This is a genomic window from Amycolatopsis marina (assembly GCF_900111885.1).
GTDB lineage: Bacteria > Actinomycetota > Actinomycetes > Mycobacteriales > Pseudonocardiaceae > Amycolatopsis > Amycolatopsis marina.
Genome location: NZ_FOKG01000002.1, coordinates 155,413 through 170,897 on the forward strand (window position 1 = coordinate 155,413; position 15,485 = coordinate 170,897).

The following is a 15,485-nucleotide window of genomic DNA, read 5'->3' on the forward strand; positions in this document are numbered from 1 at the left end:
CAGCTGTGTCTTCTTCATAGGTCGGGTCACTCACGGCCGATGTGCGGTCATGCCCGGCCCTCCGGGGCGGCCCCGTCTACCGACTTGTGAATGACCCTCCCCGGGTGTAGTCCTTGAACCCCTTGCCGGTCTTGCGCCCGAGCCTGCCCGCGGTCACCAGATGCTCCAGCAGCGGAGCCGGTGCGAATCCGGCCTCACGGAACTCGTTGTACAGGGTGCGCTGGATGGCCAGCGACACGTCCAGGCCGACCACGTCCAGCAACTCGAACGGGCCCATCGGCAGACCACAGCCGACCTTCATCGCCGTGTCGATGTCGTCGGCCTCGGCGTAGTGCGCCTCGAGCATCTTCACCGCATCGTTGAGGTACGGGAAGAGCAGTGCGTTCACGATGAAGCCCGCCCGGTCGCCACAGTGCACCGGGTGTTTGCCGACCGCGGCACAGAGCGCGTGCCCTGTGGCGAGTACGTCGGGTGCCGTCGCGATGGTGGACACCACCTCGACCAGCTTCATCACCGGGGCCGGATTGAAGAAGTGCAGGCCGAGTACGTCACCGGGCCGGGAGGTGGCCGCCGCACACTCGATCACGGGTAGCGAGGAGGTCGTGGTGGCGAGGACCGCGCCGGGCTTCACCACCTCGTCGAGTGCCGCGAAGACAGCCTGTTTGACCGCCAGGTCCTCGGCGACGGCCTCGATCACCAGGTCGACGTCGGCGAGTTCGTCGAACTCCACCGCGGGCACGATCCGGGCGAGCGCGGCCGCGGCGTCCTCTTCGGACAGCCTGCCCTTGACCACCTGCTTGTCGAGCGACTTCTTCACCCGGGCGATCGAGGCCTCCGCCTTGTCTGCGCTTCGTGCTCGCAGCACGACGGGGTACCCCCGCTTGACGAACACCTCCACGATTCCGGTGGCCATCGTGCCGGTCCCGATGACCCCGACCTTGCGCACCGGGCGTGCCATCGCGGTGTCCGGTGTGGACGATTCCGCCGCCGTCGAGTCCGCCACCACCGTCGGCGAGTCCGGCGCGTCATAGGCGTAGAAGCCGCGTCCGGTCTTCCGGCCGAGCAGGCCCGCGGTGATCATCTGCTTCAGCAGCGGCGCGGGGGCGTGCAGCCGGTTGCGCGACTGGTGGTACATCGTGTCGAGAATCTCGTACGCGGTGTCGAGGCCGATCAGGTCCAGCAGGGCGAGCGGACCCATCGGATAGCCGCAGCCGAACCGCATGGCGGCGTCGAGGTCCTCGCGAGTGGCGTAGCGCTGCTCGTACATGCGCACGGCGTGGTTGAGGTAGCCGAACAGCAGTGCGTTGGCGATGAAACCGGCCCGATCGCCGATCACCACAGGTTCCTTGCCCAGCCGCTCGGCGAACGCCACGACATCGGTGACGACGTCGGGCTCGGTCATCACCGTGCGCACCACCTCGATCAGCTTCAGCACCGGAGCCGGGTTGAAGAAGTGCATCCCGACGACCTTGCCGGGGCGGGACGTGTGCACACCGATCTCGGTGATCGACAGCGAGGACGTGTTGGAGGCCAGCACGGTGTCCGGCCCGGTGATCTTGTCCAGCTGGGCGAACAGTTCCGCCTTCTGCTCCAGGCTCTCCGGGATGGCCTCCACCACCAGTTCCACATCGGCAAGGTCGGCGAGCGACGTCGTGTAGGTGATCAGCCCGAGCAGGTCGGCGCGCTCCCGATCGTCCAGCTTCCCCTTGTCGAGCGCCCGCTCCGTGGAATGCTCGATATGTCCCCTGCCCCGGGCGACTCCCTCGTCGTCGATTTCGACGGCGACCACGGAGAGACCGCTGCGAGCGAGCACCTCGGCGATTCCGGCCCCCATCGTGCCGAGTCCGACCACTCCCACCCTGCTGATGTCCCGCGCCACGGCCGACCTCCGATGGTTACTCGCTAGTAGTTTCGGGGCTGATAGTGCCATGGGAACGGCACGCGGTACCGGCGTCGGCCGCTCGGAATCGAGTCAGAACCGCCAGAACTACCCGGTCGGAAGAGATTGCCAGACCACGTTCGCGAGTTTTCGTGCCGCGGAGCACGCATCCTGCGCGGCGACCTCTCGCACGAAGACCGAGGCGATCTCCACGGTGCCGGGCGCGATCTGTCCAGCCGACATGTGCTGCGTCAGCACCAGGCACGAGCCGGGTTCCTCCACGCGCAACACGGAATCTCGCCCGCCAATCACCGCGGACCTGTCATCCGCGTACTCCTGAAGTGAGTCTTCGAGACTGAATTTCACAATCGCGGAGGGCTCCTGCACATCGAAGCGCCCCCACAGGCACCAATGTCCAGACGGGGGAACTCTCGCCTCGGCCGCCACCCCGAGTGCGGTGGCTACATCCTCCTCAGCTGCTGTCGTGCAGGCATCAACGACCCCGAACGAGTTCGGCTCGAACTCCATTCGCGTGACTGGTCGACCGCTCTCGACCCAACGCCGGACACCGTCGGCAACGACCCCGGTGATCGAACACAGATCCTCCTTGGCCGCAGCCTCTTCGGAGGCAGTTATCTGCAGGCTGATGTCGTCTGGGAACAGGAGGAAGTGAACACACGCTGCCGGATCGATGTCGTCGTATCGATCGATCCGCAGGCCCCGACTGTGGTTCACCGTCTCGTCCGGCTCGCGGGGCAGCACACTGTCCGACTCATCGGCCAGCTCGCCGATCGACACATCCGCCGACACACCCGCCGAGTTCTCCACCCGGAGTTGACAGTCGTCGAAGTCCCGGCGCTCGTCGAGTACCCGTACACCGTCCAGCCCGCTGTGACCGAGTTCAAAAAACCCGCAGTAGTCGATCGTGCTGAAGTCTCCGAACACCTGTTTCGCGGTCAGAGGTGTCGTGTCTACCGGCTCCCGCACCCCATCGAAAGCTGGGGAACAGCCGGCTACCACGACCGCCACCAGACATGCGACGAACGAGCGAACTCTCCCCAGTGGTCCCACGACTATTCGAAGTCACGTTCGACGAGCGCGTTGATCCGCTCCACGGCCTCCGCAGCCTGCTCGCCCCGCACCCGGATCTCGATCTGGTCGCCCTGTCGGGCGCCGAGCGACATCAGTGCGAGCACGCTCGCGGCGTCGGCCTCCTGCTCGCCGAGCCGCACCCGCACCTCGGCGTCGAGCCCGGCCACACTGCGGGCCAGCAGCGCCGCGGGGCGGGCGTGCAGGCCGACCTCGTTGCGCAGAGTCACCTCGATGCGCCGGTCCGCTTCGGCGCCGAGCACGGCCGGCGTCGTCTCACGGTCCGGCGCCGCTCCTGCCGCTGCGGCCGACTCCGCGACCCGGTCGCGGTCGGCGCCGCCCTGCGCGGTCACCGCGGCGGCCACCGCGCCCTCGACCAGCGGCGCGTCCACAACGACCGCGGTGTCCGGTTCGGCCAGCGACTCGACCACGAGTTCCGCGGTCATCTGCGCGCTGCCCAGGTCGTAGAGCAGCACCACGCCCGCACCGGTGTTCGCCTCCCCCGCCGCTGCCAGCACCGAGTCGTAGTCCGTGCCGATGCCGCCGTCCGGCAATCCGCCCGCGGGCAGCACGGCCACATCGGGAGCCATCTGCCGCGCCAGTTCCGCAACGCCCTCGGCGAGTTTCGCGCTGTGCGAGACGATCACCAGTCCGACTGTCATTTCGCCGCCTCCGCGGTAGCAATCGCGTCGGCGGTCATTTCGCCGCCTCCGCGGTAAAAAGTACGTCGGCGGTCACTTCGCCGCCTCCGCGGTAAAAATTACGTCGGCGGTCATTTCGCCGCCTCCGCGAAACTGCGAACCAACAACGCGGTGGACCGGGCACCAGGATCAAGGTGACCAGCGCTGCGCTCGCCGAGATAGGACGCCCGCCCCTTGCGGGCCACGAGATCCACAGTGGACCTTGCACCCTCGTCGGCGGCATCCGCCGCAGCGGCCAGGACCTCGGCGACCGAACCACCCTTCGCGGCCTCCACGGCGGCGACCGCGGGAACGAGCGCGTCGACCATGGTCTTGTCGCCCTGCTCCGCCTTGCCGCGGGCCTGCACCCCCTCCAGTGCCGCACGCAGTGCCGTCGCCACATCGGCGGCGTCCAACTCGGACCGGTCGCCCAGAGCGGTCGCTGCTCGCAGAAACGCCGTGCCGTACAACGGTCCCGCCGCGCCACCCACCTTGGAGATCAGGGTGGTGGCGGCGACCTTCAGCACTGCCCCGGGGGTATCCGGCACAGCGGTGTCGAGTGTGGACAACACCGCGGTGAACCCCCGCTTCATGTTCTCGCCGTGATCACCGTCGCCGATCTCGCGGTCGAGTTCCACCAGTTCGTCCCGGTGTTCGTCGATCACAGCGGCCGCCGACCGCAGTGCCTCGGCGATGTCGGTCGCGCTACATCCCATGTCAGACTCCCCAGCGCAACGCGGCGGTGCGCACCGGCGCGTCCCACAGCTCGATCAGTTCGTCATCCAGTTTCATCAGCGTGAGGCTGATCCCCTGCATCTCCAGACTGGTGACGTAGGGACCGACGAGCCTACGGCGCACGGTGATGCCGCGCTCGGCGAGCAGCCGCTCCGCGATGCCGTGGGCGAGGTAGAGCTCGAGTTGCGGAGTGCCGCCCATCGAGTTGGTGAACAACAGCACCTCATCGCCGCGCTCGAACGGGAGGTCCTCCGTCACCGCGGAGAGCAATCGCCGCACCAGCGCGTCAGCCGACTCGGCCGGGATGCGCTCGCGGCCTGGCTCCCCGTGGATGCCGATGCCGAACTCGATCTCGTCCTCGGCGAGGGTGAAGCTGGGCTCCCCGACATGTGGCACGGTCGGCGCGGTCAGGGCGACCCCCATCGATCTGACCTGGCCGACGATCTTGCGTGCCAGCGCCTCGACCTGATCGAGCGAGTCCCCACGCTCGGCCGCGGCTCCGGTCAGCTTCTCCAGCAGCACCGTTCCACCGACACCGCGACGGCCCGCGGTGAACGTGGAGTCCGCGACGGCGACGTCGTCGTCGATCACCACGGATCGCACGTCCTGCCCGTCAGCCGCGGCCAGCTCGGCCGCGGTCTCGAAGTTCAGTACGTCGCCGGTGTAGTTCTTCACGATGAGCAGAGCACCAGCCTCGCCCGTCGTGGCGGAGACGGCGGCCTGCACCGCGTCCGGTGTCGGAGAAGTGAAGACCTCACCAGGGACGGCGGCATGCAGCATGCCCGGCCCGACGAACCCGCCGTGCAGCGGCTCGTGCCCGGAACCCCCGCCGGAGATCACCGCGACCTTGCCCGGCAACGGTGCGTCCGCTCGCACGACGACCGCCGGGTCCTCCTGCACCCTGAGCAGGTCGGCGTGGGCGAGGGCGAGTCCGCGCAGCGACTCGGCGACCACCGCCGCCGGATCGTTGATGATCTTCTTCATGCTGACCTCCGGCGTTCGGGCGGGCGGGTACGCCCCATTCCTACCGTCGATCACCCGCCCGCGCCAAGCACACGCCGCGGACGGGCTACGGCAGCCCGGCGGCCACCTTCGTGGCCAGAACCTTCGCCTTCCCGCAGGCGTCGTCGGTTTTCGCGTCGGCGTCGCGGTTCCGGTATTCGAGGGCGACCAACTCGCCCAGAGTCTCGTCGATCGGTCGGTGCACCCAACTGATGGCGCACTGTGCACTGTCCGGTGAGGTCACCTTCTGGTAGCCGGTCACCCCACCGCCGAGGTCGACCTCCTCGGCCGCATCCTGGACGCTCGGCAGGTGTCCCAGCCGGTATCCAAGCGTGAGGTCGGTGCCGCGGGAGTTCCAGGTGCAGTCGTGCAGGCTTGTGGCGCGCTTGTCGACCTCGCCGGTGAGGACGTCGCCCGTGGCGGCGTCATCCAGGCCGGTACACGGATCGAGCCCGACCACTGACCCTTCCGGCTGCTCGACGGTGGCGGGCTCCGCACGAAGCATGGTGATCACCTTCTGCAGGACGGTCCGGCCGGCGCGGCACGGGTCACCGCCCTCGTACTTCACCTGCGCGGTGATGCCAAGGTCCGGGTCGCGGCTCGTCAGGGCGCTCACGAAACAGTTGCCCTCCTCCAGCGAGTTCTCCGCCAGCGGAAGGCCCTCGACATTGCCGGTCGGCTTCTCGAGGCCGAGCAGGTCACCCAGTTGCAAGGAGACGCTGACCTTCTTGCCCCCCGCGTCCTGCGCCGTGTTGGCACAGCGGTCCCAACCCGAGACGCGGGGCTCGCCGGGAGTGCCGAGTTCACTCAGGACATCCGGTCCGACCAGCGGGCAGGGATCGACCAGGCGCAGCGCCTCGGCCGCGACCGCGGGATCGGTGATCGGACCGGTGGGCACCTCGCCCTGGCTGCCGCTGCCCGGCTCCGCGGGGACGGTGGTGCGCTGGAAGTTGGCCTTACCCAGGTCCTGGCCACCACATGCCACCAGGACAAGGGCAAGGACGAGGCCGAGCGCGACGGTCGGCAGGCGGCGATGAGCTGCGGGAAACACGGATGCCACGGTAGCGGGGCGGACCCCGCCACCGTGGCGAGACGTGGTCATTCAGACCGTGGCGTCGGCTCCTGGTCGCCGTCCTCCGCCGGAACTCGCAGTGGGCGGATCTTCACCCAGGCCACGAAGGACGCCGCGAACAGCAGCATGCCGAGTCCGGCCCAGAGGTTGATGTTGAGCCCGTCGGCCTTGGCGAGTTCGGCTTCGGTGGTGAAGCCGATGCCCAGGATCGTGATGACGAGCCCGTACACGCCGATGAGCAGCGCGATCACCATGCGGATGTCAAAGGCACCCGCGCGCTTTGTCGATTCTGAATCCGTTGCCATTGCTCGCCCCTCCTAGAAGAAGATGATGTTCAGGACGATGATCAGGACCAGCGCGATCCCGGCCAGTGTGACCGGGTTGCGGTACCAGCCCGCGTCCTCACCAGTGGTGGAGTGCTGGCGAGTCTCCTTCGGCGTGAGCGAGTAAACCAGACCGGCCAGCTCGGCCTCCGGCTTCGGCTGTGTCCGGTAGGTGACCGCGACACTCACGACGATGTCGACCACGAAGGCCGCACCGGCTCCGACGAACGCCGCACCCTGGCCCGGCAGGTCCCAGACGCCGGTCTCGGCGAGCACGAACACCGTGATGGCGGAGAACGTACCGGTGACCAGACCAACCCAACCGGCGGTCGGGGTCATCCGCTTCCAGAACATACCGAGGATGAACGTGGCGAACAGCGGCGCGTTGAAGAACGAGAACAGCTGCTGCAGGTAGTCCATCAGGTTGCTGTAGGTGGAGGCGATGAACGCGGTGCCGATCGCGAGGATGGTCGCGCCCGCGGTGACCGTGCGGCCCACCTGCAGGTAGTACCCGTCCGGCCGGTCCTTCTTGATGTAGGCCTGCCAGATGTCGTACGTGAACACGGTGTTGAACGAACTCAGGTTCGCGGCCATACCGGCCATGAACGAGGCCAGCAGACCGGCGATGGCGATACCGAGCATGCCGTTGGGCAGCAGGTCGCGCATGAGCAGCAGCAGCGCGTCGTTGAACGTCGCCCCACTGGGTGCGCCCTCGCCGCTCATCAGGGCGGCCTTGTTCTCGCCGAGAAGTTCGGTGACCGTGACGCCGGCGATCATGCCCGGAATGATCACGATGAAGGGAACGAACATCTTCGGGAACGCACCGATGATCGGCGTGCGCCGGGCGGCCGACATGCTCTTGGACGCCATGGCGCGCTGGACCTCGACGAAGTTGGTGGTCCAGTAGCCGAACGAGAGCACGAACCCGAGACCGAACACCAGACCGAGGACCGAGAGGAAGTTGCTGCCGAAGCCCGTGAGCTCGTTGCCGGGCCAGGCACTCAACTGCTCGGCACCGCCGGGACCGCCGGAGATCTTCTCGACCAGGCCGTCCCAGCCGCCGACCTTGTAGAGGCCGACGATCGTCAGTGGCAGCAGCGCCGCGACGATGACGAAGAACTGCAGCACCTCGTTGTAGATGGCGGCGGAGAGCCCGCCGAGTGCGGTGTACGCCAGCACGATGACGGCGGCGAGGATCACCGACACCCAGATCGGCCAGCCGAGCAGCAGGTTGACCACGCTCGCGAGCAGGAACAGGTTCGCGCCCGCGATCAGGACCTGCGCCGTGGCGAAGCTGATGCCGTTGACCAGATGCGCGGTGTTGTTGAACCGGCGGCGCATGAACTCGGGGACACTGCGCACCTTGGAGCCGTAGTAGAACGGCATCATCACGACACCGAGGAACAGCATCGCCGGTACCGCGCCGATCCAGAAATAATGCGCGGTCGGCATCCCGTATTGCGCACCGTTGGCCGACATTCCCATGACCTCGATGGCGCCGAGGTTCGCGGAGATGAAGGCCAGGCCGGTCACCCAGGCGGGCAGCGATCGTCCGGAAAGGAAGAAGTCCAGGCTGCTCGACACCTGCCTGCGGGCGAGGTAGCCAATCGTCAGCACCAGGACGAAGTAGAACGCGAGCAACAGATAGTCGATCGCGTTCGCATCGAGGCGCAGATCCGCCTCGGCCAGCACGTGCACTCGAGCCACCCCACTTCGCACATCATCCAACAAGAAGCACCAGGAACTAGCGACGAGCGCACATTACTGCATGTTTTCCCACAGATGAACGCGGGCGGCCCGACGTGTCTTGTTCTGACACGAAAGATCCGAAAAGTGCGGTTGCGCCTGCGATGACAAGGTCGGCAGAAGCACAAGAAGACGCTCAGAATCCTGGAGCCACTAGCTGTCCGCGCACAGTTGATCACGCACGATGCCGTGCGGCGAGGCGAGTCACCACCGTCTGGGGTTGAACGACGACGACCTCAGTCCGAGGGCCACTCGTAGGCCAGTTCGTAGCGATCAGCCGGGAGCACGATGTCGTTGATCTCCAGTGGAGTTCTCTCGGCAGTGACCGCAAGGCGGGTCACCGTGATTACGGGAACTCCGGAGCCGAGTTGCAATGCCGACGCCTCCTGGGGTTCCGGCATCCGAGCGCCGACATGCTCGGCGAAACTCGCGATGCGGTGCCCCGCCTCTTCCAGTCGCGCGTAGGTTCCGCCGTGACCGGTATCGACCTGCTCGATCGCGGTATGGCGAGTCAGCGTTCGCGGCAGTCGCGAGACCGCCAACTGAACGACGGCACCGTCCGCCCGCATCACGCGGTCCCGAACAGTTACCTCATCCCCAGGCTCGATCTGCAAAAGTTGCGCCACTCGCTCGCTCGCCGGCTCGAAGCCAACCTTCACGGAGGAAGACGGCGTGAAGCCTTCGGTCGCGGCGTCAGCAAGGAACGCTCCCTGACCGGATTCCCGCGCCTGTCGGGACAACCGCGATCTGGCGAGGCGACGAATCCTCGCGGGGCGCCGCACGAAGACACCTCGCCCGTGCTCCGCGACCACGATGCCTTCTGATCGCAGCACGTTGACGGCATCCCTGATCGTCGGCCGGGAGACGCCGTAGCTCTCCACCAACTCACGCTCACTGGGCAGACGATCACCAGGCTCGTACTCGCCAGAGGCGATCTTGGCTCTGAGGTCGGCCGCAACCTGACGGAAGGCCGGTAAGCCGCTCGTTCGGTCCACCACAGCCCCCATTCTCCACACGCACTGACGTCTTGACCACTTCCGCATGACACGACAGTATCAACTGGATAGGACGTCTTTACCAGTTGGAGGACTCGGTGCATCCAGATGCCTGCCCCACCTGTACTCGCATCGTCGACTCTGTCTCCCTGAGTCGAGCCGAATGGCAAGCAGTCGTAGCGGTGTTCGACGGAGACGACAGTCATCGCGATCACGCGCTGGACGCACTCATTCAGAACGCGTCAGCAGCCTGGCTGCACGACTTGGACCGGTGAGCGCACGTGATGCAGACCTGTGGCGCGCACGAACGATGAGTCGGCTTCAATCGTGCGCGCCGAGTCTTGCCTGTTCTGTGCTCGCCGGGCGCCTGTCCCTCCGAGAGGCCGAGGCCGATCTACTGGACCGTCAGTGCCTCCAGCCGATTCAGAACAGTCGGAATTCGTCCGATTCGATGCCGCGCAGCGCGTCGTAGTCCAGCGTCACGCAGCGGATACCGCGGTCCTCGGCCAGGGTTTTCGCCTGCGGCTTGATCTGCTGTGCGGCGAACACACCCTGCACCGGCGCGAGCCGGGGGTCGCGGTTCAACAGTTCGAGGTACCGGGTCAACTGCTCTACGCCGTCGATCTCACCCCTGCGCTTGATCTCCACGGCCACCGACTTGCCGTCGGCGTCGCGGCACATGATGTCCACCGGGCCGATCGCCGTGGGAAACTCACGCCGCACCAGGGTGTATCCCTCGCCGAGGGTGACGATGTGTTCGGCGAGCAACTCCTGAAGGTGCGCCTCGACCCCGTCCTTGACGAGACCGGGCTCGGCGCCGAGTTCGTGCGAGAACTCCTCGATGACCTCGTCGATGGTGATGACGAGCTTCTCCCCGGACTTGTTCTCCACGATCCAGAGGTTGCCGTCCTCGATCAGCCAGCATGGCGGGCTCATCCAGTTCAGCGGCTTGTAGGCGCGGTCATCGGAATGCACCGACACCGAACCGTCCGACTTGACCAGGAGCAGCCTGGTGGCCTTCGGCAGGTGGGCGGTGAGCCTGCCGGCATAGTCGACCTGACACCGAGCGATTACCAAACGCACCCGGCGAGACTAGGGGACACCGTGAGTTCCCCGATCGGCCACCCCGAGTCGTTACCCGGATCAGGCAGTGCAGTGGCCAGAACGGGAGACTGGAGTTCGTGAACGCGATCGAACGCACCAGCACCCGCGAGGTCTACCGCAACAACTGGCTGACGATGCGCGAGGACGGCATCCGCAGGCCGGACGGTTCCGACGGCATCTACGCCGTTGTCGACAAACCGACCTATGCCCTGATCATCCCGCTGGACGGCGAACGTCTACACCTTGTCGAGCAGTACCGCTACCCGCTCGGACGTCGTACCTGGGAGTTCCCGCAGGGCACGGCTCCCGAACTCGCCGATGTCGCCCCGCCGGAGCTGGCCGCACGGGAACTACAGGAGGAGACCGGACTGCACGCACGGTCCATCCTGGACATCGGCGGGCTCGACGTCGCCCCCGGATTGAGCAGCCAGCAGGGGCGGGTCTTCCTCGCCACCGACCTGACCGAGGGTGAACCGCGACGTGAGGTCGAGGAGCAGGACATGCGGACAGCGTGGATCGGCCGAGGCGAGTTCGAGAAGATGATCACGGCAGGCGAGATCACCGACGCCCAGTCGATCGCCGCCTACACCCTCCTGCTCCTCCACGAGCGCTGACGTCGCGGACAGGATGTCCCGAATGTGGCATTGGGGACGTTGAACGTCCCCAATGCCACATTCGGGAACTTCCGCTAACGCTCCAGGACGGCCCGGAGGAACTCGCGGGTGCGCTCGTTCTCCGGGTTCTTGAAGATCCGCTCCGGCGGGCCCTGCTCCACGGCGCGGCCGTGATCGAACATGACCACCCGGTCGGAGATCTCCTCCGCGAACCGCATCTCGTGCGTGACCATCAGCATGGTCATGTCCGTGCTTGTCGCGAGATCGCGAATCACGTTCAGCACGTCACCGATCAACTCCGGGTCGAGCGCCGAGGTCGGCTCGTCGAACAGCAGGACCTTCGGGCGCATCGCCAGCGCCCTCGCGATCGCGACTCGCTGCTGCTGACCACCGGACAGTTGCGGTGGCTTGTGATCGACGTGCTGGCTCAGGCCGACCATCTCCAGCAGTTCCATCCCGCGTTCCCGCGCCTCGTCCTTGGACATGCCAAGGACCTGCACGGGTGCCTCCATCAGGTTCTCGATGGTGGTCATGTGCGGGAAGAGGTTGAACTGCTGGAAGACCATGCCGATCTTGCGCCGGGTCAGCCGCATCTGTTTCGTCTCACGCGGGATCTTGGTTCCCCGCGTGACGTTCCACAGCTTCTCACCCTCGACAGTGACCACACCGTGGTCCGGGTACTCGAGGGTCATCAGGATCCGCAGGATCGTCGTCTTACCGGATCCGGACGGCCCGATGATCGAGACCTTCTCGCCGGGCTTGACGTCGAAGTTCAGCGACTTCAACACGTGGTTGTCGCCCCAGGACTTACTGACGTCGTCAAAGGTGATCATGTAGTCCGACGTTTGTTCCTGCACTGGCGTGCCGTCGTACGGTGGTTGCATGTCAGCCGACAAGGCGGCGCTCCAATCTGCGGACGAGTACCGAGGCCGGGTAGCTGACCGCAAGGAACAGCAGGGCGGCGATGGTCAATGGTTCCACATAACGGTAGTTGCTCGATCCGATGATCTGCGCCGCTCCGAGTACCTCGATGACGGTGATGCCGTAAAGAATCGCGGAATCCTTGTACATCTGGATCCAGTAGTTGCCGAGCATCGGCACGATCGTCCTTATCGACTGCGGAAGGACGATCCTGGTCCACGTCGGCTTCTTCGGCAGACTCAAGGCAGTGGCTGCCTCCCATTGCCCCTTGTCCACTCCTTCGATACCGGAGCGATAGACCTCCGCCGTGTAGGCGCTGTAATTCACGCCCATCACGATGATCCCGGTAACCAGGGGGGTGAGGGTGATGCCGTACTCGGGGAGGATGAAGAAGGCTGCGAACGCCTGAACAAGTAGTGGCGTCCCACGAACGAACTGGACGTAGAAGTCGAAGAGATGCGACAAGACGGGAATGCGAAGATAGCGGATGACCGCCACGATCAAACCGATCAACAGCGCGATCGCGATACCGGCGAAAGTGATCTGAATGGTCACCCAGAAGCCGGCCAGCAATTCGGGCATTACCGAAATCGCGAAGTCCATGTCCCACTCGAAATTCATGCGCGCACACCTCCCAACAGCAGCCTCTTGCGACCACCCTTCATGGACCCGGTCTTCCGGTCGATCGCGAACCTGCGTTCCAACCAGCGGATGAGCCAGGAGAGCAGCAGGGACAAAGCGAAGTAGATGACCAGCAGTGTCAGGTAGATCGCTGTGGTCTCACCTGTGTTCGTGCGCAGCAGGTTCGCCTGATACGTGAGGTCCAGAACAGTCACGAAGGAGACCAGTGAGGTGTTCTTAAGGAGATCCACCAACACGTTGCCGAACGGCGGCAACATGGCGGGAATCGACTGTGGGATCAAGATCCTTCGCATGCGCTTCGCCGGTGGGATGCCGAGAGCGATACACGCCTCGGTCTGCCCCTTCGGCCGACTGCTGATAGTGCCCCGCACGATCTCGGCCGCGTAAGCACCCTCGTTCAGGCCCAGTGCCAACACCCCGGCCATGAGCGGGGTCATCTCGACTCCGAACAACGGCAGTGCGAAGAAGAACCAGAACATCTGGACGATCAGCGATGTACCACGGAAAACCTCGACGAAAACCGCCGCCGGAGCACGAATGATCCAGTGAGTGGACAGCCGAGCAAGGCCCGCGGTGAACGCGACGAACACCATCAGCAGCGACGCCAGCAGAGTCACCTGGAGCGTGACCTGTAACCCCTGCCAGAGCAAGGGAATGTTATCGAATACAACGTCCACGAGTGATTACCTCTTGATGTCGAGGAGCGATCAACCGGGGTTCTGGCAGAGCTCCTCGGTGGTCACCCCTTCGACATCAGCAGGATTGAAGCCCCACTTCGTCAGGATCTCGCCGAACTCCGGCGTTGCCTTCAGTGCGGCGAGTTCCTTGTTGTATTCCTCGTGCAACGTGGTGTCGGCCTTACGGAATGCCGCACCCGCACCGGTCTTTGGTGCATCTTCCACCGCCTGCGTGACCTCGATCGAGGGGTCGTTCTCGACGAGCTCGTTCAGCGACAAAGTAGGTAGGAAGAACGCGTCCGCGCGACCGGCCTTCACCGCCTCGATACCACTGCGGCCATCCCGAACTGTCACCCGCTGTCCCTCTGGGACATTGGCTCCCTTGAGAATGCCCTCCTCGAAACCGCCGCTGAGCACGGCGACCTTCACATCGGGGTTTTCCAGTACCGATTTGACCGTGGTGATGTTCTTCGGGTTGCCTGCGGGCACGCCAAACGACTCAGTCGACACGATGTCCGGCTCGGAGTACAGCACCTCGGCGCAGCGCGACTGCTTCATGAACAGGCCCGCCGCGACCACGTCCCAACGTCCCGCCTTCAGGCCTGGGATCATCTGGTCGTACGGGGTGATGACGCCCTCGATCTCGGGGATACCCAACCGCTTGAGCACGGCGCGGAGCACGTCCGGCTCGACGCCCGTGACCTCACCGGAGGCGGTGATCTCGGTGTAGGGCGGCTCGTTGGCGACGCCGACCTGGAGGAAGCCCTGCTCGCGTCCGGTGGCGAGGGTGTCGCCTTCCTCGCCCCCACAGGCGGAGAGCAACGTCGGACCACCGATGGCCACCGCGCCGGCGGCCGCAGCCCGCCTGAAGAAGTCTCGTCGCGTCCAACCGTCAGTAAACATCCTGTACTCCCTCGCCTGATTTCGTATCGCCCTGCGTGTCGATCACGTCCGTACAACCTAGGACCCGAGCCGGGACCTCTCAAGAAAATGCCAAAAGATCCGATGTGGACGGTCTGCTTATCCGGATCGAATCTCCGCCTTGACCAGGCGAAACTCTGAACAGAAGGCAAACATCACGATTGTGCGACACGCCCGCCTATTAAGCCCGGCGAAACAAACTTGACGATCATGAATTTCACCCACAGCAATCCATCGTGCACCCTCCGGGTCAGTCCGGCCATTCGGCGCGGCGCTTCTCCAGGAAAGCGGCCATTCCCTCGCGGGCACCCGGCAGTTGCGACGCCGAAGCCATGACCTCCAGTGCGATCCCGTAGGCGTCCTGCTCCGGCCGGTCGAGCTGGGCGTACAACGTCTGCTTGCCCATCGCCTTGCTCGCCCTGCTGCCCCGCGTTGCCCTTGCCATCAGCTCGGCCACGGCGTCGTCCAGGTCCGCGTCCGGCACCACGCGGTTTACCAGGCCCCACTCCAGGCCGGTGGCCGCGTCGATCACGTCGCCGGTCAGCGCCAGCTCCATAAGTCGCTTGCGGCCCACCGATCTCGCCACCGGTACCGCCGGGGTGTGGCAGAACCAGCCGCCCTTGCCGCCGGGCAGCGCGAAGCCGGCCGACTCGGCCGCCACCGCCAGATCGCAGGACGCGACCAGCTGGCATCCCGCGGCGGTGGCGAGCCCGTGCACACGGGCGATCACCACCTGCGGCACCGACTGGATCGTTCGCATGAGATCGGTGCACAGGCGCAGCAGTTCGCGCACGCCCATGAGGTCCCGCGCCGCGACGTCGCCGAAGTCGTGCCCTGCGGAGAACACCGGTCCCGACGCGGCCAGGATGATCCCTCTGGCATCGGACTCGCCTGCGTCCCTGAAGGCCGCGAGCAGTTCGCCCAGGTGCTCGGCGGACAGCGAGTTGCGCCGCGCCGCCCGGTTCATGGTGATGGTGAGAGTGTCGCCGTCACGCTTGCACAGGATGTGCTCGTACTCGCCCATGTTCCGACGGTACTTCTCCGGACCCGGGACCGGAACCGTCTCCATCCGGCGGGGCGACGCT

Annotated in this window: 16 protein-coding genes; 1 reads left to right on the forward strand and 15 read right to left on the reverse strand. The window is 65.6% G+C overall.

Annotated features, from left to right (window positions below; translation table 11 throughout):
• Window positions 1–76: 76 nt before the first annotated feature.
• From BM199_RS04905 to nucS, 10 genes are all read right to left on the reverse strand, one after another.
• Window positions 77–1,879 carry a 3-hydroxyacyl-CoA dehydrogenase family protein gene (locus BM199_RS04905; protein ID WP_091670194.1) on the reverse strand — a complete coding sequence of 601 codons (1,803 nt, stop codon included), beginning with the start codon at window positions 1,877–1,879 and terminating at the stop codon, window positions 77–79.
• Window positions 1,880–1,987: 108 nt separating this feature from the next.
• Window positions 1,988–2,866, reverse strand: a complete 879-nt coding sequence (locus BM199_RS04910) for a hypothetical protein (protein WP_091670196.1) — start codon at window positions 2,864–2,866, stop codon at window positions 1,988–1,990.
• 86 nt (window positions 2,867–2,952) lie between these two features.
• Window positions 2,953–3,630, reverse strand: coding sequence for a dihydroxyacetone kinase phosphoryl donor subunit DhaM (gene dhaM / locus BM199_RS04915; RefSeq protein ID WP_091670199.1), 678 nt, complete (start codon window positions 3,628–3,630; stop codon window positions 2,953–2,955).
• 110 nt (window positions 3,631–3,740) lie between these two features.
• On the reverse strand, window positions 3,741–4,364 hold the full coding sequence (gene dhaL / locus BM199_RS04920) for a dihydroxyacetone kinase subunit DhaL (RefSeq protein ID WP_091670201.1): 624 nt from the start codon (window positions 4,362–4,364) through the stop codon (window positions 3,741–3,743).
• A gap of 1 nt (window position 4,365) precedes the next feature.
• Window positions 4,366–5,367: a dihydroxyacetone kinase subunit DhaK gene (gene dhaK / locus BM199_RS04925; RefSeq protein ID WP_091670204.1), complete on the reverse strand. Its 1,002-nt coding sequence runs from the start codon at window positions 5,365–5,367 to the stop codon at window positions 4,366–4,368.
• Window positions 5,368–5,452: 85 nt separating this feature from the next.
• Entirely contained in the window at window positions 5,453–6,436 is a 984-nt protein-coding gene (locus BM199_RS04930; protein WP_177242475.1) for a DUF3558 domain-containing protein, read from the reverse strand.
• Window positions 6,437–6,483: 47 nt separating this feature from the next.
• Window positions 6,484–6,762, reverse strand: a complete 279-nt coding sequence (locus BM199_RS04935) for a hypothetical protein (RefSeq protein ID WP_091670208.1) — start codon at window positions 6,760–6,762, stop codon at window positions 6,484–6,486.
• Between the two features lie 12 nt (window positions 6,763–6,774).
• Window positions 6,775–8,478: a sodium:solute symporter family protein gene (locus BM199_RS04940; RefSeq protein WP_091670211.1), complete on the reverse strand. Its 1,704-nt coding sequence runs from the start codon at window positions 8,476–8,478 to the stop codon at window positions 6,775–6,777.
• A 284-nt stretch (window positions 8,479–8,762) separates the two neighbouring features.
• Entirely contained in the window at window positions 8,763–9,524 is a 762-nt protein-coding gene (locus tag BM199_RS04945) for a GntR family transcriptional regulator (RefSeq protein WP_091670213.1), read from the reverse strand.
• 420 nt (window positions 9,525–9,944) lie between these two features.
• Window positions 9,945–10,604, reverse strand: a complete 660-nt coding sequence (gene nucS, locus BM199_RS04950) for an endonuclease NucS (protein ID WP_091670216.1) — start codon at window positions 10,602–10,604, stop codon at window positions 9,945–9,947.
• A 155-nt stretch (window positions 10,605–10,759) separates the two neighbouring features.
• Between nucS and BM199_RS04955 the strand changes: the two genes are divergently transcribed.
• A complete protein-coding gene (locus tag BM199_RS04955; RefSeq protein WP_425425502.1) occupies window positions 10,760–11,239 on the forward strand; it encodes an NUDIX domain-containing protein in 480 nt (159 codons plus the stop codon).
• A 74-nt stretch (window positions 11,240–11,313) separates the two neighbouring features.
• Here BM199_RS04955 and ehuA read toward each other — a convergent pair whose 3' ends face one another.
• From ehuA to BM199_RS04980, 5 genes are all read right to left on the reverse strand, one after another.
• Window positions 11,314–12,072: an ectoine/hydroxyectoine ABC transporter ATP-binding protein EhuA gene (gene ehuA, locus BM199_RS04960; protein WP_091670881.1), complete on the reverse strand. Its 759-nt coding sequence runs from the start codon at window positions 12,070–12,072 to the stop codon at window positions 11,314–11,316.
• 52 nt (window positions 12,073–12,124) lie between these two features.
• Window positions 12,125–12,781, reverse strand: a complete 657-nt coding sequence (gene ehuD, locus BM199_RS04965) for an ectoine/hydroxyectoine ABC transporter permease subunit EhuD (protein ID WP_091670221.1) — start codon at window positions 12,779–12,781, stop codon at window positions 12,125–12,127.
• On the reverse strand, window positions 12,778–13,479 hold the full coding sequence (gene ehuC / locus BM199_RS04970; RefSeq protein ID WP_091670223.1) for an ectoine/hydroxyectoine ABC transporter permease subunit EhuC: 702 nt from the start codon (window positions 13,477–13,479) through the stop codon (window positions 12,778–12,780). Before ehuC ends, ehuD begins: the two co-directional genes overlap by 4 nt.
• Before the next feature lie 30 nt (window positions 13,480–13,509).
• Window positions 13,510–14,382, reverse strand: coding sequence for an ectoine/hydroxyectoine ABC transporter substrate-binding protein EhuB (ehuB, locus tag BM199_RS04975; RefSeq protein ID WP_091670226.1), 873 nt, complete (start codon window positions 14,380–14,382; stop codon window positions 13,510–13,512).
• Window positions 14,383–14,650: 268 nt separating this feature from the next.
• Entirely contained in the window at window positions 14,651–15,424 is a 774-nt protein-coding gene (locus tag BM199_RS04980; protein ID WP_091670884.1) for an enoyl-CoA hydratase-related protein, read from the reverse strand.
• Between the last annotated feature and the right edge of the window lie 61 nt (window positions 15,425–15,485).